Genomic DNA, 21,364 nt, shown 5'->3' with positions numbered 1-21,364 from the left:
GGCCTCAGTCCTTCGAGCGGTTGCGGCGGCGGCCTCGTCGGGCGGCGGGCGCCTGCCCGGGCACCACCTTGCCTGCGCCGCCGGCCTGCAGCCCGACCGCGCGCCGCACCCCGTAGCCGAAGGCCGCGACCTTCACCAGCGGGCCGCCGAAGGTGCTGGCGACGGTGGAGGACAGCGCGGAGGCGTTGGCGGTCACCTCGGCCACGTCGGCGGTGATCGTGTCGACCCGGTCGAGCTGGGTGTGCGCGGAGCGCAGCGCGTCCGAGGCCTCGCCGAGCAGCGGTACGGCCTGCTCGGTGATACCGGCGACCAGCTCCGTGGTGCGGCGCAGGGTGCCTGCCAGGCGCGCGAGCGCGAGCGCCAGGAACGACACGAGGATCGCCCAGAACACCGCGACGACGAGGCCGGCCACGCCGGCCACTTCTCCACCGGACACTTTGCCGCGCTCCCTCTCGTCACCAGGTCGGTTGATCCCTGAGCCTATCGCGCCACCCGGCCGCCGCCGTACCGCATTCCCGGCTGCCCCTTGCCGTGGCGTGGCGTCCCGACGCTCACCCTCCTGAGCAGAGGTCAGGCCGTCTGGCAACCCCTGGGACGGCCCGCTGTACGTAGCGCGAGCATTCAAGTACGCTCCGTGCACCATGGAGACTGCGGGTAACCTCCCGTCCGAGCTGACCGGTTTCGTCGGCAGAGTGCCGGAACTCGACCGGTTGACCGCGCTGGTGACCGGATCACGGCTGGCGACGGTCACCGGTGCGGGCGGCGTCGGGAAGACCCGGCTCGCCCTGCATGCCGCCCGGAGGTTGCAGGACCGTTTCCGCGACGGCGTCCGGTTCGTCGAACTCATCGGGCTGCACGGCGCGGATCTGGTGGACCACACCGTCGCCGAGGCGCTGCGGCTGCCCGACCACACCAGTCGGGCGCCGCGCGAGGCGCTGGCGGAACACCTGGCCGACCGCGAACTGCTGCTGGTCCTCGACGGGTTCGACCGGCTGGCCGAGCCGTGTGCGGCGCTGGTCGCCGATCTGCTGCGCCGGGCGCCGGGGTTGCGGGTACTGGCGGTGGGCCGGCGGCCGCTGGGCATCACCGGTGAGCTGCTGCTGCCGCTCGAACCGCTGCCCGTCGCCTCGGACGCGGTGCGGCTGTTCACTGAGCGGGCGGCCGCGGTGGTGCCCGGCTTCGCGGTGACGGCGGCGAACTCGGCGGCGGTGGCGGAGCTGTGCTCCCGGCTCGACGGTCTGCCGCTGGCGCTGGAACTGGCCGCGGTCCGGCTGCGCGCGCTGTCGGTCGAGCAGGTGCTCGACCGCCTCGACGACCGCTTCCGGCTGCTGACCGGCGGCGACCCGAGCGCGCCCGCGCGGCACCGGGCGCTGCGGACCGCGATCGGCTGGAGCCACGAGCTGTGCAGCCCGGCCGAACGGCTGCTGTGGGCGCGGCTGTCGGTCTTCGCGGGGCGCTTCGACCTGGAGGCGGTCGAGTACGTGTGCGCCGGCAGCGGCATCGCGGAACCCGAGGTGGTCGAGGCGGTCGCCGCGCTGGTCGCCCAGTCGGTGCTCAGCCGCGAGGAGGACGGCGAGGGCGGTCACGCGCGCTACCGGATGCTGGACAGCGTCCGCGAGTACGGCGCCGGGTGGCTGGCCGAGCTCGGCGAGGAGGCCAGGGTCAGGCGCCGGCACCGGGACTGGTACCTGGGGCTCGCCACCTGGTGCGAGCTGGACTGGTTCAGCCCGCGCCAGGCAGAGGTCGCCGCCCGGGTCGCTGCGGACCTGCCGAACCTGCGGCTGGCCCTGGAGTTCAGCCTGGACGGGATTCTCGGCGAGCCGGCCGAGGACCCGGCGGTGGGCCAGTACCTGGCCGGCACCCTGTGGTTCTGCTGGGTGGGCTGCGGGCGGCTGGCCGAGGGCAGGCACTGGCTGGGGCGGGCGCTGGAACTGCCGGCCGAGCACTCCGAGGCCCGGGCGAAGGCGATGTGGGTGTACGGCTACGTGGCGCTGCTCCAGGGCGACTCGGCGGCGGCGCTGTCGGTGCTCCAGCAGTGCCGCGACGAGGCGCGGGCGGCGGGCAACGCGGTGGCGGAGGCGTACGCGCTGCACCGGCTCGGCTGCCTGGCGCTGGTCTCCGACGACATGCCGCGCGCCGAGCGCTTCATCGACGACGCGCTGCTGCGCTACCGCTCGGTCGGCGAGCTGAACAGCAACGTGCTGATGGCGCAGGTCGAACTGGCGATGTCGGTGGCCTTCCAGGGCGACGTGGAGCAGGCGGTGCGGCTGGCCGAGGAGGTCAGGGACATCTGCCGCGACCACGGTGAGCGCTGGACGCTGGCGTACGCGCTGTACGTGCTGGGGTACGCGGCCTGGCTGGCCGGTGAGCCCGGGCGGGCCAGGCGGCTGGCCGAGGAGTCGCTGGCCATCGACCACGCCTTCGACGACCTGGTGGGCGCGGTGCTGGCGCTGGAGCTGCTGGCGCTGATCACCGAAGGCGAGGGGGCGCCGTACGAGGCGGCGGTGCTGCAGGGTGCGGCCGGGCGGCTGTGGGGGTCGGTGGGCCTGCGGCTGTTCGGCTCGCGGTACTTCAACGCGCCGCACGCGGTGTGCGAGCAGCGGGTACGGGCGGCGCTGGGCGAGACGGCGTACACGGCGGCGCTCGGCGAGGGCGCGCTGCTGGGCCTGGACGCGGCGGCGCACCGGGCGTTGAACCGTCCGCGCGGCCCGCTGCGGGGCGAGCAGCGCGCCGTGCCGCGTACGCCCGCGCCGCGCACGCACGAGCCCGCCGCCTCTCCTGAGGCGGCGGGCCAGTAGCCGTCCGACGTGCGGCGGTCAGCGGGCGTAGTACTCCACGACCAGCTGCTCGTCGCAGATCACCGGGATCTCCTTGCGGTTCGGGTCGCGGTCCAGGCGGAACGCCAGCGCCTGCAGGTTGACCTGGAGGTAGCGCGGGGACTCGCCCTCGCCGGACCAGCCGCCCTCGCGGGCGACCAGGAACGGGGTCTTCTCGCGGGACCGCTCGCGGACCTGGACGACGTCGTCGGGGGTGACCCGGAAGGAGGGCTTGTCGACCTTGCGGCCGTTGACCTCGATGTGGCCGTGCACGACCATCTGCCGGGACTGGTAGATGGTGCGGGCCAGGCCCGAGCGCAGCACGAGGGCGTCGAGGCGGCGCTCCAGCTCGATGATCAGCGCCTCGCCGGTACGCAGCCCCGCCACCTTCTTGGCGCGGTCGTAGGCGCGCTGCATCTGCCGCTCGCTGATGTCGTACTGCGCACGCAGCCGCTGCTTCTCCAGCAGCCGGGTCTTGTAGTCGCTGTTCTGCTTGCGACCGCGGCCATGCTCACCCGGCGGGTAGGGGCGGGCCTCGAAGTACTTGACCGCCTTGGGGGTGAGCGCGATACCCAGCGCCCTGGACTTCTTGACCTTGGGACGCGACTGATTCACGTGCGTCGAACCTCCGTGTAAATTAGGTAAGGCTTACCTTAACTGAGGAGTGCGCATGATTCGACCCGGGAACCCCGTACCCGACGTGTCCGGCCCGCAGGAGCGGTCGGAGCGGTCGCCGCACGGTCAGCCGCGTCCCGAAGAGGAGGAGGCGCCCCGGCAGCCCACGGCCGCGGAGCGCGCACGCACTCTGGTCGAGGGTAACCCGTCCGCCGCGCTGGTCATTCCTGGCCTGTCCCCCGCGCCCACCGCCCCGCTGGTGCCGCTGCGGCGCTCCGTCGGGCCGGCCGGCGACGTCTTCCTGCTGTTCCCGTGCGATTCACCCTCCGTCCGCGCGGTGCGCGCGGCCGCCGGTGACGAGGCGGCCGCTGTGCTGGAGATCACTGACGTCGCCCCGGTCGCGGTGCCGCACCGCATCCGCGGCCGGGCCTGGGTGGCCGGCTGGCTGACCGCGGTGCCCGGCGGGTCCTTCGAGGCGGGCGCCGAACTGCTGCGCCTGGAGGTCGGCGAGATCACCCTCGACGACCTGTGGGGCGCGGCGCAGGTCGACCCCGACGAGTTCGCGGACGCCGCCGCCGACCCGCTGGCGGCGCACGAGACGGAGATCCTGCAGCACCTGGCGGCCGCGCACACCGACGAGGTCGGCACGCTGTGCACGCTGGTGTCCGGCGCGGACCGCTGCACCACCGGCGCGGTGCCGGTGGCCCTGGACCGGTTCGGCCTGCGGGTGCGGTTCCGCGGCGAGGACGGCGGCTTCGACGCGCGCTTCGACTTCCCCGCGCCCGTGCGGGGGCTCGACGGGGCGCAGCGGGCGATGCGCGACCTGTTCGCGGCGGCGCGCGAGGGCTGAGCCGGAACCGTGCCGGGCGCTACTCGCCGCGGCCCGCGAGGCGTTCGCGCACCCAGTCCAGGACGTCGGCGTAGCGCGCCTCGGCCCCGTAGCGGGTCGGCTCGTAGTAGCGCCGGCCGGACAGCTCGTCGGGCAGATACCGCTGGGCGGCGACCGCGCCCGGCACGTCGTGCGGGTAGACGTAGCCCTGGGCGTGGCCGAGCTTGGCCGCGCCCTTGTAATGCCCGTCGCGCAGGTGGGCGGGCACCGGTCCCGCCTTGCCCGCCCGTACGTCGGCGAGCGCGGCGCCGATCGCGGTGGTCGCGGCATTGGACTTCGGGGCCAGCGCCAGCGCGATCGTGGCGTGCGAGAGGATCAGCGACGCCTCGGGGAAGCCGATCATCGCCACCGCCTGTGCGGCGGCGACCGCGGTCGGCAGGGCGGTGGAGTCGGCGAGCCCGATGTCCTCGCTGGCGGAGATCATCAGCCGGCGGGCGATGAAGCGCGGGTCCTCACCCGCCTCGATCATCCGGGCCAGGTAGTGCAGTGCCGCGTCCACGTCCGAACCGCGGATGGACTTGATCAGGGCGCTCGCCACGTCGTAGTGCTGGTCGCCGTCCCGGTCGTAGGTGACCGCGGCCCGGTCGACGGCCTCCTCCAGGGTGGCCAGCGTGATGCTGTCCTCGCCCTTGGCCAGCGCCGAGCCCGCACCGGCCTCCAGCGCGGTCAGCGCCCGGCGGGCGTCACCGCCGGCGATCCGCAGCAGGTGCTCCTCCGCGTCCTTCGGCAGGCTCACCGCGCCCGCCAGGCCCCGCTCGGCGTCCAGCGCGCGGTGCAGCACCCCGCGCAGGTCGTCGTCGGTGAGCGGTTCGAGGGTGAGCAGCAGGGAGCGGGAGAGCAGCGGGGAGATCACCGAGAAGTACGGGTTCTCCGTGGTGGCCGCGATCAGGGTGACCCAGCGGTTCTCCACCGCGGGCAGCAGCGAGTCCTGCTGTGCCTTGCTGAAGCGGTGGATCTCGTCGAGGAAGAGCACGGTCTCGCGCTGGAAGCCGCCGGACTGGCGCTTGGCGCTCTCGATGACCGTGCGGACCTCCTTGACGCCCGCGGTGATCGCCGACAGCTCCACGAAGCGCTTGTTGGTGGCCTTGCTGACCACGTACGCCAGGGTGGTCTTGCCGGTGCCCGGCGGCCCCCACAGGATCACCGAGGAGGGTCCCGCGGGTCCCCCGCCGCTCTCCGCCACCAGCCGCCGCAGCGGCGATCCGGGCCGCAGCAGGTGCTGCTGCCCGACGACCTCCTCCAGGACGCGCGGGCGCATCCGTACGGCGAGCGGGCTGGCCCCGGGGTCGCGCTCCCTGAGGTCCTCGGCGGCGGCGGTGAAAAGGTCTGGCTCCACGCATTGCAGCGTAGGTCACCGGTACGACAGCCGCGTCGGCCGCCCGCCGGGAGTGGTCACCGGGGACGGCCGGCTGGCGGTGCCGCAGCGGTCAGATGACGGTCTTCCAGTAGTACCAGAAGTGCACCAGGATCAGCATCGCGATCACGCCGTACCACAGCACCGGCACGACCCAGTGGAACTCCAGCACCAGCGCGCGGGCCTTGGCGGGGATCTTGATCAGGCCGTGCTTGATGTTGTGCACCGCGGTGTACCAGAACGCCGCGATGGTGACGACCCAGGCCAGGCAGCACCACAGGCAGACCGCGTTGATGTTGTAGATCGTCTGGTACTGGAGCCAGGAGATGAAGCACACACCGAACAGGCCGCCGGCCTGCAGGCCGTACCAGAACCACGCCTTGTAGCGGGCGCCGGCGAACATGCCCATGGCCAGCGTCATCAGCACGGGGAAGGCGACCAGGCCGATGATCGGGTTCTGGAAGCCGAAGACGTGCGCCTGGTCGCTCTGCATGACGTCGCCGCAGGAGATCACCGGGTTGAGGCTGCAGGAAAGATGCAGCGTCTTGCCGTCGAGCTTCGCCTGGAGCAGCCGGAACTTGTCGTCGGTGATCACGAAGGACGCCCACAGGCCGAGCGCTCCGCAGATCAGCAGCAGCCACGTGAAAGGCTTGCCCGCCGCGATGCCGTCGGCCGGCCGCTGCTCAGGCTCGCCGTCCGTTCGCGTCTCGTCCAGGGCGGAAGTCGTCATGATGGCCGATCTCTAGGTCCGTGGGGGCGGGCACCCCTCATTGTGCACCAGGGCGGTCAGGTTGGAATAAGCCTGCGCCACCCTGGTACACGGATGAGGGGTTTACGCCAGCCGCTCCTTGACGGCCGCCACGATCCCGTCGAGGGCGACCGGTGCCTGGTCGCCGCTTTCGAGGTCCTTGAGCTGGACGACGCCCTCCGCCAGGTCCCGGTCGCCCGCGACCAGCGCGAACCGGGCGCCCGAACGGTTGGCTGATTTCATCGCGTTCTTCATGCCCTTGCCGCCGTAGGCGAAGTCCGCCGCGACCCCGGCCCTGCGCAGCTCGGTGACCGCGCGGAACAGCGCCCGCCTGGCCTCCTCGCCGAGCGGCACCGCGTAGACGTCGGTGACCGCGGGCAGCGCCAGCTCCACACCCTCCACCCGGAGCGCCAGCACGGTACGGTCCACGCCGAGCGCCCAGCCGACCGACGGCAGCGACGGGCCGCCGATCATCTCCGACAGGCCGTCGTAGCGCCCGCCGCCGCCGACCGCGGACTGCGAGCCGAGCCCGTCGTGGACGAACTCGAAGGTGGTGCGGGTGTAGTAGTCCAGGCCGCGCACCAGCCGCGGGTCGTCCTCGTACGCCACCCCGGCCGCGGTCAGCAGCTCGCGCACCTGCTCGTGGTAGGCCTTGCACGCCTCGCACAGGTGGTCGGCGATCAGCGGCGCTCCTTCGAGCTGGCGCTGCACCGCCTCGCGCTTGTCGTCCAGCACCCGCAGCGGGTTGATGTCGATCCTGCGGCGGGTGTCCTCGTCGAGCTCCAGGCCGCGCAGGAAGTCCTGCAGCGCGGTCCGGTAGGCGGGGCGGCACTCGCGGTCGCCGAGGGAGTTCAGCAGCAGCCGGTAGCCGCGCAGGCCCAGCGAGCGGTACGCCTCGTCGGCCAGGATGATCAGCTCGGCGTCGAGCATCGGGTCCTCGGCGCCGATCGCCTCCGCGCCGACCTGCGAGAAGTGCCGGTAGCGGCCCGCCTGCGGGCGCTCGTAGCGGTAGTACGAGCCCGAGTACCAGAGCTTGACCGGCAGGTTGCCGGCCTTGTGCAGGTTGGCCTCCAGGGCGGCGCGCAGCACCGAGGCGGTGCCCTCGGGGCGCAGCGCGAGCTGGGTGCCGCCCTTGGTGGTGAGGGTGTACATCTCCTTGGTCACGATGTCGGTGGACTCGCCGACGCCGCGGGAGAACAGCTCGACGGTCTCGAAACCGGGGGTCTCGACGTAGCCGTAGCCCGCGCGGCGCGCGGGTGCCGCGATGGCCTCGCGCACCGCGAGGTACACCGCGGAGTCGGGCGGCAGCAGGTCGTAGGTGCCCTTGGGGGCCTGGAACGTGCTCACGTCAGCAGTCGTCACAATCCTCGTCGCGGAGCCGCCGGGTGCGGGGCTCCTGAGCCGCGGGCCGCCTCGGCCAGGTAGGGGTTGGCGGCGCGCTCGCGGCCGATGGTCGTCTGGGGGCCGTGTCCCGACAGCACCACGGTGGAGTCGTCGAGCGGCAGGCACACGCGGGCCAGCGACTCGTACAGCTCGGCCGTGGAGCCGCCGGGCATGTCGGTGCGTCCGACGGAGCCGGCGAACAGCAGGTCGCCGGAGAACAGCACGGACGGGATGTCCGCGGCCTCCGGCAGCCGGAAGGTCACCGACCCCCTGGTATGGCCGGGGGCGTGCGCGACGCCGAACTCCAGGCCGGCCAGCGCCAGGGTGCCGCCGTCGGACAGCTCCCGCACGTCGTCGGGCTCGCCGATGGTCAACTCGCCCAGCAGCTGCTGCCCGATGCTCCGGCCGAGCGCCTTCTCCGGGTCCGCGAACATGTAGCGGTCCTGCGGGTGGATCCAGGCGGGCACGTCGTGCGCGCCGCACACCGGGACCACCGAGGCGACATGGTCGATGTGGCCGTGGCTGAGGATGACGGCGACCGGCTTGAGGCGGTGCTTGGCGAGCATGTCCTCGACGCCCTGGGCGGCGAGGTGGCCCGGGTCGACGATCACGCACTCCTCACCGGCGGCGGGGGCGACCACGTAGCAGTTGGTCCCCCAGGCCCCGGCGGGGAACCCGGCAATGAGCACGTTCGTCCTTCTGTCGTCCGCGAGCGGTGTGGGCAGTTCACGAGCCTACCGGCGAGCACATCGCGGTCGCGAACACGTATCGGGCGCGTATCGGCCGGCCGGCGGACTGGACTGGACCCGCCGCAGGACGTCAAGATTTGCGCACACACCGTGCCGCGACGCGCGACGCATCGCGTGCACACAGTAAATGCACAGCTCACACGGCCTGCGGCACAATACGCCACGGGGCGATGGAAACACCGCACCAGACGCATCAAGACGGCAGACGACACGAGCGAGCGGGAGACGGCGAAGTGGTCACCAAGGATCAGCGGCGGAGGCAGCTCGCCCGGGAGAAGTTCGAGCGGCAGCAGGCGCGCAGGGTGGATCACCACCGCAAGTCGCGCAGGCGCAACGCGGTTGCCGCCGTGGTTCTCGCGGTGGTGGTCGCCGGCACCGGGACCGCCTGGGCGGCCGGCGCCTTCGACGGCAGCAGCAAGAAGAAGGACGACGCCGCGGGCGCCGCCCCGAGCGCCACGGCACCGACCACGGCGGCCAGCCAGGTCCCCGACCCGTGCGAGAAGCCGACTGCGGGCAGCCCGGCCACGGCGACCTGGAAGAAGGCGCCGGCGATGTCGATCGACAAGGGCGCGAAGTACACCTTCACGCTCGGCACGACCTGCGGCGACATCCCGATCTCGCTGGACGCGGCGAAGGCGCCGGCGACGGTGAACTCGTTCAAGTTCCTCGCGGACAAGGGCTTCTTCGACCACACCCGCTGCCACCGCCTCACCACCGCGGGCATCTTCGTGCTGCAGTGCGGCGACCCGACGGCGAGCGCCACCACCCAGGGCGGCAGCGGCGGTCCCGGCTACACGATCCCGGACGAGAACCTGACGGCCTTCGGCAAGGCCGGCGCCCAGGGCATGGTGACCTACCCGGCCGGCACCGTCGCGATGGCCAACAGCGGCCCCAACACCGGCGGCAGCCAGTTCTTCCTGGTCTACAAGGACAGCCCGCTGCAGCCGAACTACACTCCGTTCGGCACGATGAGCGCGGACGGTCTCAAGGTGCTGAACAAGATCGCCGCCGCGGGTGAGAACAGCGGCGGGCAGGGCGACGGCGCTCCGAACGCCACCGCCGTGATCAACAAGGCGACCGTCACCAAATCCTGATTGCCCCCGCATCGGATGCGGACAGCCGGGGCGATGGTCGCCTATGTTGGCGTTGGACCGGCCAGTGCGTACAGCCCGGCCGGAGAGACACTGTGGACGATGCCCGTCAGCCGCCGGCCGGCAGGGCATCACGTGGAGGAGGCGCTGTGAGCAGCGACCCGTGGGGCCGCGTCGATGAGACGGGGACCGTGTACGTGCGTACGGCCGACGGGGAGAAGGAGGTCGGTTCGTGGCAGGCGGGCTCCCCCGCGGAGGCGCTCGCCTACTTCGAGCGCAAGTACGAGGGGCTCGTCGTGGAGATCGGCCTCCTGGAACGGCGGGTGCAGACCACCGACCTCGCCCCGAAGGACGCGCTGGCCGCGATCGAGCACCTGCGGACCTCGGTGACCGAGGCCCACGCGGTGGGCGATCTCGCGGCGCTCGGCGTCCGCCTCGACGCGCTGGTCGCGCTGGTGGACTCGCGGCGCGAGGAGCGTCGCGCGGCCAGGGCCAAGCAGGGCGAGGAGGCGAAGGCCGCCAAGGAGCAACTGGTGGCCGAGGCCGAGCAGTTGGCCGAGAGCGAGCAGTGGCGCACCGCGGGTGAGCGGCTGCGGGCGCTGGTGGACACCTGGAAGGGTCTGCCGCGTCTGGACCGCAAGGCCGACGACGAGCTGTGGCACCGCTTCAGCCACGCGCGTTCGGTGTTCTCCAAGCGCCGCAAGGCGCACTTCGCGTCGCTCGACGCGCAGCGCGAGGACGCGCGGCGGACCAAGGAGAAGCTGGTCACCGAGGCGCTGTCGCTGTCGGGCTCCACCGACTGGGGTCCGACCGCGGCCCGCTACCGGGAGTTGATGACGGAGTGGAAGGCGGCCGGGCGCGCGCAGCGCGAGGCCGAGGACGACCTGTGGAATCGTTTCCGCGGTGCCCAGGACGTCTTCTTCGCCGCCCGCACCGAGGTGTTCGCGGAGCGCGACGGTGAGCAGCGGGACAACCTGGCGGTCAAGGAGCAGCTGGTCGTCGAGGCCGAGAAGCTGCTGCCGGTGACCGACCTGAAGGCGGCCCGCGCCGCCTTCCGCGGCATCAACGAGCGCTGGGAGGCCATCGGCCACGTGCCGCGGGACGCCCGGCCGCGTATCGAGGCCCGGATGCACACCGTGGAGCGGGCGCTGGCGGACTCCGAAGAGGCCGAGTGGCGGCGCACCAACCCCGAGGTGCGGGCCAGGGCCGCGGGCCTGACCGGCCAGCTGCAGGCGGCCGTGGACAAGCTGCGCACCCAGGTCGACGCGGCACGCTCGGCCGGCAACACCGCGAAGGCCGACAAGCTCTCGGCCGAGCTCGACGGCCGCCAGGCGCTGCTGGACCAGGCGCTCAAGGGCATGCAGGAGTTCGGCGGCTAGTCACCGCCCGCGGTACGGCGAACGGCCCCGGTAGCAGGTACCGGGGCCGTTCGCCGTGTGTGCGCCGCTCAGCGCTGGCGGCCCGAGGTGACGCGGTAGACGTCGTAGACGCCCTCGACTCCGCGGACGGCCTTCAGGACGTGCCCCAGGTGCTTGGGGTCGCCCATCTCGAAGGTGAAGCGGGAGGTGGCGACCCGGTCGCGGGAGGTCTGGACGGCCGCGGACAGGATGTTGACGTGCTGGTCGGACAGCACCCGGGTGACGTCGGACAGCAGCCGGGAGCGGTCCAGCGCCTCGACCTGGATGGCGACCAGGAAGACCGACGACTGGGTCGGCGCCCACTCGACGTCGATGATCCGCTCGGGCTGCTGGGACAGCGAGTCGACGTTGACGCAGTCCGCCCGGTGCACCGAGACGCCGTTGCCCCGGGTGACGAAGCCGATGATCGGGTCGCCGGGCACCGGGGTGCAGCAGCGCGAGAGCTTGACCCACACGTCGCTGGCGCCCTTGACGACCACACCGGGGTCGGCGTTCGCGCGGCGCTTGCTGCGGCCGGGCGACGGGGCGGTGATCTCCTCGACGTCCTCGGTCGCGCCCTCCTCGCCGCCGAGCGCGTCGACCAGCTTCTGCACCACGGACTGCGCGGTGATGTGGCCCTCGCCGATCGCCGCGTACAGCGCGGAGATGTCGGGGTAGCGCATCTCGTGCGCCAGGGTGACCAGCGAGTCGCCGGTCAGCACCCGCTGGATCGGCAGGTTCTGCTTGCGCATGGCCCGCGCGATGGCGTCCTTGCCGTGCTCGACGGCCTCCTCGCGGCGCTCCTTGGAGAACCAGGCGCGGATCTTGTTGCGCGCCCGCGGCGACTTGACGAAGCCGAGCCAGTCGCGGGAGGGGCCGGCGCCGGCCGCCTTGGAGGTGAAGACCTCGACCAGGTCGCCGTTGTCCAGGGTGGACTCCAGCGGTACGAGCCGGCCGTTGACCCTGGCGCCTATGGTGCGGTGGCCGACCTCGGTGTGCACCGCGTAGGCGAAGTCCACCGGGGTGGCACCGGCCGGCAGCGCTATGACGTCGCCCTTGGGCGTGAAGACGAAGACCTCGCTCTGCGACAGGTCGAACCGCAGCGACTCCAGGAACTCGCCCGGGTCCTCGGTCTCCTTCTGCCAGTCCAGCAGCTGGCGCAGCCACGCCATGTCGTTGACCGCGTCGTCCTTCTTGTCGGAACGCGGGCTGTCGGTGCGCACCTTGGAGGCACCGGCGACGGCCTCCTGCTTGTACTTCCAGTGCGCGGCGATGCCGTACTCGGCGCGGCGGTGCATGTCGAACGTACGGATCTGCAGCTCGACGGGCTTGCCGCTGGGGCCGATCACCGTGGTGTGCAGCGACTGGTACATGTTGAACTTCGGCATCGCGATGTAGTCCTTGAACCGGCCGGGGACCGGATTCCATCGCGCGTGGATCGTACCGAGCGCCGCGTAGCAGTCACGGACCGTGTCGACCAGCACCCGGATGCCGACCAGGTCGTAGATCTCCGCGAAGTCCCGGCCGCGGACGATCATCTTCTGGTAGACGCTGTAGTAGTGCTTGGGCCGGCCGGTGACGGTGGCCTTGATCCTCGCGGCCCGCAGGTCCTGCTGGACCTGGTCGGTGACGATCGCCAGGTACTCGTCCCGCTTGGGGGCGCGCTCCGCGACCAGCCGGACGATCTCGTCGTACATCTTGGGGTAGAGGATGGCGAAGGCCAGGTCCTCCAGCTCCCACTTGATGGTGTTCATGCCCAGCCGGTGGGCCAGCGGGGCGTAGATCTCCAGGGTCTCGCGGGCCTTCTTCTCCTGCTTGTCCCGCTTCAGGTAGCGCATCGTGCGCATGTTGTGCAGCCGGTCGGCGAGCTTGATGACCAGCACCCGCGGGTCCTTGGCCATGGCGACGACCATCTTGCGGACCGTCTCGGCCTGCGCGGCCTCGCCGAACTTGACCTTGTCGAGCTTGGTGACGCCGTCCACGAGCAGCGCGACCTGGTCGCCGAAGTCCCTGCGCAGCTGGTCGAGGCCGTACTCGGTGTCCTCGACGGTGTCGTGCAGCAGCCCGGCCATCAGCGTGGCCGGGTCCATGCCCAGCTCGGCCAGGATGGTGGTGACGGCCAGCGGGTGGGTGATGTACGGGTCGCCGCTCTTGCGCTTCTGGCCGCGGTGCCAGCGCTCGGCGACCTGGTAGGCCGCCTCGATCTGCCGCAGCTGCGCGGTGTCGCCCTTGGGGTCGTTGCCCCGCACGACCCGCAGCAGCGGTTCGAGCACCGGGTTGTACGGGCTGGAGCGCTGCACGCCGAGCCTGGCCAGCCGGGCGCGGACCCGGCTGGAGGAGGCGCCCGGGCGGGTCGGCGCGACGCTGCCCGGGGTGCGCACCGGCCGGACGGCGGGGGCGCCGGGCTTGGACGCGGCCTGGTCGGTGGCGGCCTCAGCGGACGCGCCTGTGCCCCGCGCGGCGGGTTCGGTACCGCCCGCGGCGTCGAGTGGCTGGGCCTTGTCTGGCAAGAGCACTCCTCACGCGGGGTAGAAATCCCATGGTATCGACCTGCGCCGACACCGGGGCGCGCGGAGTCCCCCGGGCGCCCGTGCGGGCGGCCGGCAGCGCCCGCCGCGGCCCGTACGGCGCTGTGCGGGCGCGTGGCGGCCTGCGCGGCCCCGGGGGCACTCCTGGGTCAGATGACGACCAGCGCGTCCAGAGGGGTGTCTCCCAGGGCCGGGAGCAGCCGCTCGCGGCCGCCCAGGAAGGACAGCTCCATCAGCACCGCCACGCCGGCGAGGGTGGCGCCGGTGCGGCGGACCAGCTCCAGGCTGGCCTCCGCGGTGCCGCCGGTGGCCAGCACGTCGTCGATCACCAGCACCCGGTCCTCGGCGGCGAAGGCGTCGGTGTGCACCTCGATCTCCGCGGTGCCGTACTCCAGCTGGTACGCCTGCCCGTGGGTGTCACCGGGCAGCTTGCCCGCCTTGCGGACCGGTACGAAGCCCAGGCCGGCGCGGGCGGCGGCCGGCGCGGCCAGGATGAAGCCGCGCGCTTCGAGGCCGACGACCTTGGTGGCACCGTGCCGGGTGCACAGCGCGGCCAGCGCGTCCACCAGGGCGCCGAAGGCCGCCGCGTCGGCCAGCAGGGGGGTGATGTCCTTGAACATCACCCCGGGCTCCGGGTAGTCCGGTACGTCCCTGATGTGGGCGAGCAGCAGCTCGCGCAGCTCGGCGGACGCGGTCGGCGTGGTGGTCATCGCGGTGTCTTCCTCGGCTTCCTGATCGGCTTCTCCCCCCGATTGTGCCCCTCGCGGCACGCACAGGCCGCCCGGCCGTGGCGGCCGGGCGGCCTGTGAGCGACCACCTGAGTGTCCTGCTACGGCTCAGCGCCGCTTGCCCGAGGGCCGGTTCCGGCCGCCGCGTCCGCGGCTGCCGGGCTGGGTGCGCGAGGCGCCACCCTGGGCGCGGGGGGCGATCACGCCGGCCGCCGCGGACGCGGTGGCCTCGTCGTCGTCCTGCGGGTCGGCGTCGGCGGCGGCGTCCGGGTCCTCGCCGCGGGCCTCGGCCTCCTTGGCCTTCTGCGCGTCGGACGCCCGCTTGGCCAGCACCCGCTTGTGCAGCGCCCGCATCTGCGGCTCGCGCTCCTTGAGGTCCGCCACGATCGGGGTCGCGATGAAGATCGAGGAGTAGGCGCCGGCGGTGAGGCCGACGAACAGCGCGAGCGCGATGTCGTTGAGGACACCGGCGCCGAGCAGGCCGCCGCCGATGAACAGCAGCGCGGCGACCGGCAGCAGCGCCACCACGGTGGTGTTGATCGACCGGACCAGGGTGCCGTTGAGGCTGCGGTTGGCCAGCTCGCTGTACGTCTTCTGGTTCTGCTTGGTGATGCCCCGGGTGGCTTCCTTGAGACCGTCGAAGACGACGACGGTGTCGTAGAGGGAGTAACCGAGGATCGTGAGCAGACCGATCACCGTGCCGGGGGTGACCTCGAAGCCGACGATCGCGTAGACGCCGGTGGTGATGGTGATGTCGTGCAGCAGCGCGACCAGCGCGGCCGCGGCCATCCGCCACTCGAAGGCGATCGCCAGGTAGATGACGACCAGCACCAGGAAGATGATCAGACCCTGCAGGGCCTTCTTCGAGATCTCCTTGCCCCAGCTGGGGCCGACGATCTCCGCGTCGATCTTCGACGTGGGGATCTTGAGATCCTCGCTGATCTTCTGCTGGACCTGCTTCGAGGTCGTCGTGTCGATGTCGCTGACCTGGATCCGCAGCCCGCCGTTGCCGAGCTTCTGGATGGTGGCGTGGTGGCCCGCGGTGTCGCCGGCGATCCTGTCCTGCGCCTCGGACACCGACACCGACGAGGTGTGCGTGGTGAAGACCGCGCCGCCGGAGAACTCGATGCCGAGCTTGAGGCCGTTCACGGCAAGGCCGACGATCGCGGCGACCGTGATCAGGATCGAGACCCCGTACCAGAGCTTGCGCTTGCCCACGAAGTCGTAACTGACCTCGCCCCGGTGCAGCCGGTGACCGAGAGTGCCGAGCTTGGACATCAGGCTTCCTTCGTCTCGGAGCTGTGGGTACGGCGGACGCGGCGCAGCGGCGCCTTGACTCCGAGGCTCTTCGGGTCCAAGCCGGACCACTTGTGGCCCTGGGCGAAGAACTTGCGGCGGGCCAGGATCGTCATCAGCGGCATGGTGAACAGGAAGACCACGGCGACGTCGAGCAGGGTCGTCAGACCCAGGGTGAAGGCGAAGCCGCGGACCTTGCCGACGGTCACCACATAGAGGACCGCGGCGGCCAGGAAGGACACGAAGTCGGACACCAGGATGGTGCGCCGGGCACGCGGCCAGCCGACGGCCACGGCCGGCTGGAGCGACCGGCCCTCACGCAACCCGTCCCTTATGCGTTCGAAGAACACGATGAAGGAGTCGGCGGTGATACCGATGGCCACGATGGCACCGGCGACCGCCGGCAGGTTCAGCGCGAAGCCGATGGCCCGGCCGAGCAGGCACATGATCGTGTACGTCAGCCCTGCCGACACCAGGAGGCTCGCGATCGCCACGAGGCTCAGTCCGCGGTAGTAGGCGAACATGTAGAGCACGACCAGGGCCAGGCCGACGGCACCGGCGATCAGGCCGCCGTGCAGCTGCTCGCCGCCCAGGGCGGCGGAGACGGTGGTGCGGTCGATGGTGTCGAAGGCCAGCGGCAGCGAGCCGTACTTCAGCACGTTGGCCAGGTCCTCGGCGTCGCCCTGCTTGAAGCTGCCGGAGATCTGGGCGCTGCCGCCGGTCAGTGCCTGGTGCACCACCGGGGCCGACTGGACGTTGCCGTCCAGGTCGATGGCGAAGCGGTTGTTCGGGTCGGCCGCGCTGGACAGGTCACCGGTGACCTTGGTGAACTGGCTGGCGCCCTTGGAGTCGAAGTTCAGGTTGACGACCCAGCCGTTGCCCTGCTGGGTGTCGAAGGCGGCGCTCGCGCCCGAGATCCGCTTGCCGTCGATCAGGGACGGGCCGAGCACGAACTTCTCCCAGACACCGCCCTCCTTGCCGCAGGCGATGACCTTCTGGGTCGGCTTCGCGCCCTCGGTGATCGCGTGCCGTGCCGCGTCGTTGGAGCAGTCGAGCGCGGCGAACTTGGCCTGGAGGTCGGCCGGGACCGACACGTCGCTCGACGAGGTGCTCGAACCGGCCGAGGTGCCCGGGTCGGCGGCCGGCGGCGTCGTCGGCAGCGGGGTGGGCGCCTTGTTCACGCCGGAGGTCAGCGCGCCGGTGACGGCGCGGCCCTGCGCGGTGGAACTGGCCGACGGGGTGCCGGACGGGGTGGCGGAGGACTTCGGCGTCGCCGTGCCGCTGGGAGTGGTCGACGGAGTGCCGGACGGGGTGGCGCTGCCCGACGGGGTCGGCTTCGGGGTGGCCGCGGGCACACCCATGTCCGCGGCGAGCACCTGGCGGAAGAAGAGCTGGGCCGTGGTACCGACCTGCTTCTCCGCCTGGTCGGCGTTGGTGCCCTTCGGGATGTTGACGATGATGTTCTTCGATCCCTCGGTCTGCACCTCCGCTTCCGAGACGCCCAGACCGTTGACGCGGTTGCTGATGATGCTGACCGCGGTGTTCATGTTCGCTTTGGTCACCGCGCCGCCCTGGTTCGGCTTGGCCTGCAGCGTGATACTGACGCCGCCCGCCAGGTCGATGCCCAGCCGGGGTGTGCGGTCCCCGGAGAGGAAAATGCCTCCGGTCAACGCCACCAGGGCGATGAGGATCACGGCCAGAGCGCGCCCGGGGTATCCCTGACTCCCCGAGGACCTGCGGCCCTTCTTGGCTGCTGCCACCTTCTTGTTTCTCCCTGTCCTACCGCACCGGAGCCTGCGCGCTCACGGGTGGTGACGAGTGTTGCGCGAACCGGACCCTTACTTCGAGGTCGTGGAGTCGGCGCCGCCCAGCGCGGACCCCTCCTCGGCCTTCTTCAGTTCCACACGGTCGTCGTCCGACTCCTGAGCGTCGTCGTCCGTCGCCGCGGTCTCCCCGGTGGCCGCGTCGGCGGTGCCGGTCGCCTCGTCCGCGTCCTGCGCGGTCTCGGCGTCGTCCTCGGGGTCCTCCGGCTCGATGCCGTGCACGATCCGGTTGAACTCCTCCTCGGACAGGACGGTGGAGATGGCGCCCTTGGTGAAGTGCGCGTGGACGCCGTCCGTGAGCTCCAGCAGGACCGTCTCCTCGTTGACCTCCTTCACCACGGCGTACATGCCGCCGATGGTGCGGATGCCGGAGCCGGGCTCCATCTTGTTGCGCATCTCCAGGGCCTGGCGCTGCTTACTCTTGGCCGACCTGGTCATGAGCAGCATGCCGCCGATGAGGACGATGAAGATGAGGATCAGGGGATTCACGGTGGGGCGTTCCTTCGCACGGCCAGCGGGGGCTGGCCTGGGTTTCGGGATGTGAGTGCCGATCCGGAGGAAGGGCGTCGGCGGAGTCTAAGCGCTGGCTCGCCGCTGGAACAACGCCAAGCATGGCACCGAGGTTCCTGAAGCGGCGAGTTCAACCGCGTCACGGACCGAACAGCCCGGTCTGTCCCGGTCCTGTCCCCGGTCCCGCTCCCCCGCCGGCTTGCGGGGGTACCAGACCCAGATGCGTCCATGCCGCGGCGGTCGCCACCCGACCCCTGGGGGTGCGGGCCAGCAGCCCCTCCCTTACCAGGAAGGGCTCGGCGACCTCCTCCACGGTCTCACGCTCCTCCCCCACTGCGACGGCAAGTGTGGACAAACCCACAGGACCACCACCAAAAAGTGTCAGAAGAGCCCGCAGTACCGCCCGGTCCAGCCGGTCCAGGCCGCGGGCGTCGACCTCGTAGACGTCGAGGGCCTTGGCGGCGGTCTCCGTGGTGACCAGCCCGTCCGCTCTGACCTGCGCATAGTCCCTCACCCTGCGCAGCAGCCGGTTGGCGATCCGGGGGGTGCCGCGGGAGCGCCCGGCGATCTCGGCGGCGCCGCCCGCGTCGACGGTGACGTCCAGCAGGCCGGCCGAGCGGTGGATCACCCTTTCCAGCTCCACCGGGGTGTAGAACTCCATGTGCCCGGTGAAGCCGAAGCGGTCCCGCAGCGGCGGCGGCAGCAGTCCCGCCCTGGTGGTGGCGCCGACCAGGGTGAAGGGCGGCAGCTCCAGCGGAATGGCGGTGGCGCCGGGTCCCTTGCCGACGATCACGTCGACCCGGAAGTCCTCCATCGCCATGTAGAGCATCTCCTCGGCCGGCCGGGACATCCGGTGGATCTCGTCGAGGAAGAGCACCTCCCCCTCGGCGAGCGAGGACAGGATCGCGGCGAGGTCGCCCGCGTGCTGGATGGCGGGGCCCGAGGTGATCCTGATGGGGACCCCCATCTCGGCCGCGATGATCATCGACAGCGTCGTCTTGCCCAGGCCGGGGGCGCCGGAGAGCAGGACGTGGTCGGCGGTGCCACCGCGCTGCCGGGCCGCCTGCAGCACCAGGCCGAGCTGTTCGCGGACCCGCTCCTGGCCGACGAACTCTCCGAGGTCCCTGGGGCGCAGCGCGGCCTCTACCGCCTGGTCCTCGCTGTCCGCCGCGGCGCCGAGCAGGTGGTCGGGTGCGGCTTGTGCGGCGTCGTCCCAGTTCATGGAAGGTCTCTCGGGTCAGCGGCGGTCGGGTGCGTACGGTGGCGGCCCGGACGGCCGCGGTGGAGGTGCGGTCAGCGGGTGCGGTTGAGCGACTGCAGGGCGCTGCGCAGCAGGGCGCCGACATTCGGCTCGGCTGCCGCCTCGGCCTGCGGGGTGACCGCGGCGACGGCCTCGTCCGCCTCCCGGGCGGCGTAGCCCAGGCCCAGCAGTGCCGCGTGCAACTGCTCGCGCCAGGAGGCGGCGGCCGGGGTGGCCACGGTGGCGGCCGCGCCGCCCAGCGGTGCGCCGAGCCGGTCCTTCAACTCCAGCAGCAGCCGCTGCGCGCCCTTCTTGCCGATGCCGGGGACGGCGGTCAGCGCCTTCTCGTCGCCCGCGGCCACCGCGGCGCGCAGCGCGTCGGGCGAGTGGACGGCCAGCATCGTCTGGGCGAGCCGGGGGCCGACACCGCTCACGGTCTGCAGCAGCTCGAAGACCTGCCGCTCGTCGTCGTCGGCGAAGCCGTAGAGGGTGAGCGAGTCCTCCCTGACCACCAGGGAGGTGGACAGCCGGGCGGGCCGGCCGATCCGCAGTGCGGCCAGGGTGTTGGGCGCGCACTGCACGGCCATGCCGACGCCGCCGACCTCGATGACGGCGGTGTCGGGGGCGAGCGCGGCGACCTGGCCGCTGACGAAGGCGATCACGTGGCGGACTCCCGTTTCCTTGCGGTGGCGCTGCGGGCGGCTCGGGCCGCGGTGGTCCCGGCGGACGGTGCGGTACGCGTCGCCGCCGCCGCGTTCTGTGCGGCGACGGCCTGCCGCAGCCGGTCGGTCGCGGGTCCCCGCCAGATGTGGCAGATGGCCAGCGCCAGGGCGTCGGCGGCGTCCGCGGGCTTCGGCGGCGCGTCCAGCCGCAGCAGCCGGGTGACCATCGCGCCGACCTGGGCCTTGTCGGCCCGGCCGCTGCCGGTGACGGCGGCCTTGACCTCGCTGGGGGTGTGCAGGTGGACCGGCAGGCCGCGGCGGGAGGCGCACAGGATGGCGACCGCGCTGGCCTGGGCGGTGCCCATCACCGTGCGCACGTTGTGCTGGCTGAAGACCCGCTCCACCGCGACCGCCTCGGGCCGGTGCTCGTCGAGCCAGGCCTCGATGCCCCGCTCGATCAGCACCAGCCGCTCGCCGATCGGCGCGTCGGCCGGGGTCCGTACGACACCGACGCCGGCCATCACCAGCGGGCGTCCCGCGGTGCCGTCCACCACGCCGATACCGCACCGGGTCAGCCCCGGGTCCACGCCGAGCACCCGCACCGCGCCCCCTCCCTCGCACCGCTGATCGCACTGCCGTCCGGTCTCACCTGGAGATTAGCCGGTCGCACCGACAACGAGGGCGGGCGCGGCGGGGGATGTCCCGCCGGCCCGCCCTCGTGAAGGCGAGTTGACCGTCCGTCAGGCGTCGACCTTCTCCATGACCTCGTCGGAGACGTCGAAGTTGGCGAAGACGTTCTGCACGTCGTCGCTGTCCTCCAGCGCGTCGATCAGCTTGAAGATCTTGCGGGCGCCGTCCTCGTCCAGCTCCACCTGCATGGTGGGCAGGAAGTTCGCGTCGGCCGAGTCGTAGTCGATGCCCGCCTCCTGCAGCGCCTTGCGCACCGGCACCAGGTCGGTGGCCTCGCTGATCACCTCGAAGGACTCGCCGAGGTCGTTGACCTCCTCGGCGCCGGCGTCCAGGACCGCGCCGAGCACGTCGTCCTCGCCCAGCTCCCCCTTCGGGACGATCACCACGCCCTTGCGGTTGAACAGGTACGACACCGAGCCCGGGTCGGCCATCGAGCCGCCGTTGCGCGTCATGGCGACGCGGACGTCGGAGGCGGCACGGTTGCGGTTATCGGTCAGGCACTCGATCAGGACCGCGACCCCGTTGGGACCGTAGCCCTCGTACATGATCGTCTGGTAGTCGGCGCCGCCCGCTTCGAGACCGGCACCGCGCTTGACCGCGCTGTCGATGTTCTTGTTCGGGACCGAGCTCTTCTTCGCCTTCTGGATGGCGTCGAAAAGCGTCGGGTTGCCGTCCGGGTCGGCACCGCCGGTCCTGGCCGCGACCTCGATGTTCTTGATCAGCTTCGCGAAGAGCTTGCCGCGCTTGGCATCGATCACGGCCTTCTTGTGCTTCGTCGTAGCCCATTTAGAGTGGCCGGACATCCGACAGTCTCCTTCGCGTCACCCAGTGCTGCTGTTCTTCGT

The 21,364-nt window shown here is 71.8% G+C and carries 19 protein-coding genes; 4 read left to right on the top strand and 15 right to left on the bottom strand.

All coding sequences use genetic code 11. The features are described from left to right. Nucleotides 1-4: 4 nt before the first annotated feature. The gene (locus tag NFU81_RS17795) at nt 5-436 is read right to left on the bottom strand and encodes a DUF948 domain-containing protein (RefSeq protein ID WP_251490944.1); all 432 of its coding nucleotides are present in this window, start codon (nt 434-436) and stop codon (nt 5-7) included. A 205-nt stretch (nt 437-641) separates the two neighbouring features. Here NFU81_RS17795 and NFU81_RS17790 point away from each other — a divergent pair, with 205 nt between their 5' ends. Beyond that, complete coding sequence (locus NFU81_RS17790) at nt 642-2,798, top strand: ATP-binding protein (protein ID WP_251490941.1); 2,157 nt, start codon at nt 642-644, stop codon at nt 2,796-2,798. Between the two features lie 18 nt (nt 2,799-2,816). On the opposite strand, the gene rpsD is transcribed toward NFU81_RS17790, so the two are convergent. After that, a complete protein-coding gene (gene rpsD / locus NFU81_RS17785) occupies nt 2,817-3,431 on the bottom strand; it encodes a 30S ribosomal protein S4 (RefSeq protein ID WP_251490938.1) in 615 nt (204 codons plus the stop codon). A gap of 55 nt (nt 3,432-3,486) precedes the next feature. Here rpsD and NFU81_RS17780 point away from each other — a divergent pair, with 55 nt between their 5' ends. After that, nucleotides 3,487-4,281: a DUF2470 domain-containing protein gene (locus NFU81_RS17780; protein ID WP_251490935.1), complete on the top strand. Its 795-nt coding sequence runs from the start codon at nt 3,487-3,489 to the stop codon at nt 4,279-4,281. A gap of 19 nt (nt 4,282-4,300) precedes the next feature. Here the strand turns inward: NFU81_RS17780 and NFU81_RS17775 are convergent, their stop codons facing one another. From NFU81_RS17775 to NFU81_RS17760, 4 genes are all read right to left on the bottom strand, one after another. Continuing rightward, nucleotides 4,301-5,656: a replication-associated recombination protein A gene (locus NFU81_RS17775; RefSeq protein ID WP_251490932.1), complete on the bottom strand. Its 1,356-nt coding sequence runs from the start codon at nt 5,654-5,656 to the stop codon at nt 4,301-4,303. Between the two features lie 91 nt (nt 5,657-5,747). After that, nucleotides 5,748-6,404, bottom strand: a complete 657-nt coding sequence (locus NFU81_RS17770; protein ID WP_251490929.1) for a vitamin K epoxide reductase family protein — start codon at nt 6,402-6,404, stop codon at nt 5,748-5,750. A gap of 102 nt (nt 6,405-6,506) precedes the next feature. After that, the gene (hisS, locus tag NFU81_RS17765) at nt 6,507-7,769 is read right to left on the bottom strand and encodes a histidine--tRNA ligase (protein WP_251490927.1); all 1,263 of its coding nucleotides are present in this window, start codon (nt 7,767-7,769) and stop codon (nt 6,507-6,509) included. 11 nt (nt 7,770-7,780) lie between these two features. Next, entirely contained in the window at nt 7,781-8,494 is a 714-nt protein-coding gene (locus NFU81_RS17760) for an MBL fold metallo-hydrolase (RefSeq protein ID WP_251490924.1), read from the bottom strand. Between the two features lie 293 nt (nt 8,495-8,787). Between NFU81_RS17760 and NFU81_RS17755 the strand changes: the two genes are divergently transcribed. Next, nucleotides 8,788-9,648, top strand: a complete 861-nt coding sequence (locus NFU81_RS17755; RefSeq protein ID WP_251490921.1) for a peptidylprolyl isomerase — start codon at nt 8,788-8,790, stop codon at nt 9,646-9,648. Nucleotides 9,649-9,794: 146 nt separating this feature from the next. After that, nucleotides 9,795-11,024 carry a DUF349 domain-containing protein gene (locus NFU81_RS17750; RefSeq protein ID WP_251490918.1) on the top strand — a complete coding sequence of 410 codons (1,230 nt, stop codon included), beginning with the start codon at nt 9,795-9,797 and terminating at the stop codon, nt 11,022-11,024. Between the two features lie 68 nt (nt 11,025-11,092). Here the strand turns inward: NFU81_RS17750 and NFU81_RS17745 are convergent, their stop codons facing one another. The 9 genes from NFU81_RS17745 to NFU81_RS17705 form a co-directional block, all read right to left on the bottom strand. Further along, complete coding sequence (locus tag NFU81_RS17745) at nt 11,093-13,423, bottom strand: RelA/SpoT family protein (protein ID WP_251491103.1); 2,331 nt, start codon at nt 13,421-13,423, stop codon at nt 11,093-11,095. A 296-nt stretch (nt 13,424-13,719) separates the two neighbouring features. Beyond that, nucleotides 13,720-14,280 (bottom strand): adenine phosphoribosyltransferase, encoded by a 561-nt coding sequence (locus NFU81_RS17740; RefSeq protein ID WP_251490915.1) that lies wholly within the window; start codon nt 14,278-14,280, stop codon nt 13,720-13,722. A 126-nt stretch (nt 14,281-14,406) separates the two neighbouring features. Continuing rightward, entirely contained in the window at nt 14,407-15,576 is a 1,170-nt protein-coding gene (gene secF, locus NFU81_RS17735) for a protein translocase subunit SecF (protein WP_251490912.1), read from the bottom strand. Beyond that, a complete protein-coding gene (secD, locus tag NFU81_RS17730) occupies nt 15,576-17,354 on the bottom strand; it encodes a protein translocase subunit SecD (protein ID WP_251490909.1) in 1,779 nt (592 codons plus the stop codon). Before secD ends, secF begins: the two co-directional genes overlap by 1 nt. 78 nt (nt 17,355-17,432) lie before the next feature. Continuing rightward, entirely contained in the window at nt 17,433-17,906 is a 474-nt protein-coding gene (yajC, locus tag NFU81_RS17725; protein ID WP_251490906.1) for a preprotein translocase subunit YajC, read from the bottom strand. A 160-nt stretch (nt 17,907-18,066) separates the two neighbouring features. Further along, a complete protein-coding gene (ruvB, locus tag NFU81_RS17720; RefSeq protein WP_251490903.1) occupies nt 18,067-19,149 on the bottom strand; it encodes a Holliday junction branch migration DNA helicase RuvB in 1,083 nt (360 codons plus the stop codon). 71 nt (nt 19,150-19,220) lie between these two features. Then, nucleotides 19,221-19,829, bottom strand: coding sequence for a Holliday junction branch migration protein RuvA (gene ruvA, locus NFU81_RS17715; RefSeq protein WP_251490901.1), 609 nt, complete (start codon nt 19,827-19,829; stop codon nt 19,221-19,223). Further along, entirely contained in the window at nt 19,826-20,431 is a 606-nt protein-coding gene (gene ruvC / locus NFU81_RS17710) for a crossover junction endodeoxyribonuclease RuvC (protein ID WP_251490898.1), read from the bottom strand. Before ruvC ends, ruvA begins: the two co-directional genes overlap by 4 nt. Nucleotides 20,432-20,569: 138 nt before the next feature. Beyond that, nucleotides 20,570-21,322 carry a YebC/PmpR family DNA-binding transcriptional regulator gene (locus NFU81_RS17705; protein WP_205047428.1) on the bottom strand — a complete coding sequence of 251 codons (753 nt, stop codon included), beginning with the start codon at nt 21,320-21,322 and terminating at the stop codon, nt 20,570-20,572. Between the last annotated feature and the right edge of the window lie 42 nt (nt 21,323-21,364).

Origin of the sequence: Actinacidiphila cocklensis, from assembly GCF_907177275.1 — a bacterium.
Taxonomy (GTDB): Bacteria; Actinomycetota; Actinomycetes; order Streptomycetales; family Streptomycetaceae; genus Actinacidiphila; species Actinacidiphila cocklensis.
Note: the sequence above shows the minus strand (reverse complement) of the source record. Positions and strands in the feature narration are given on the sequence as shown.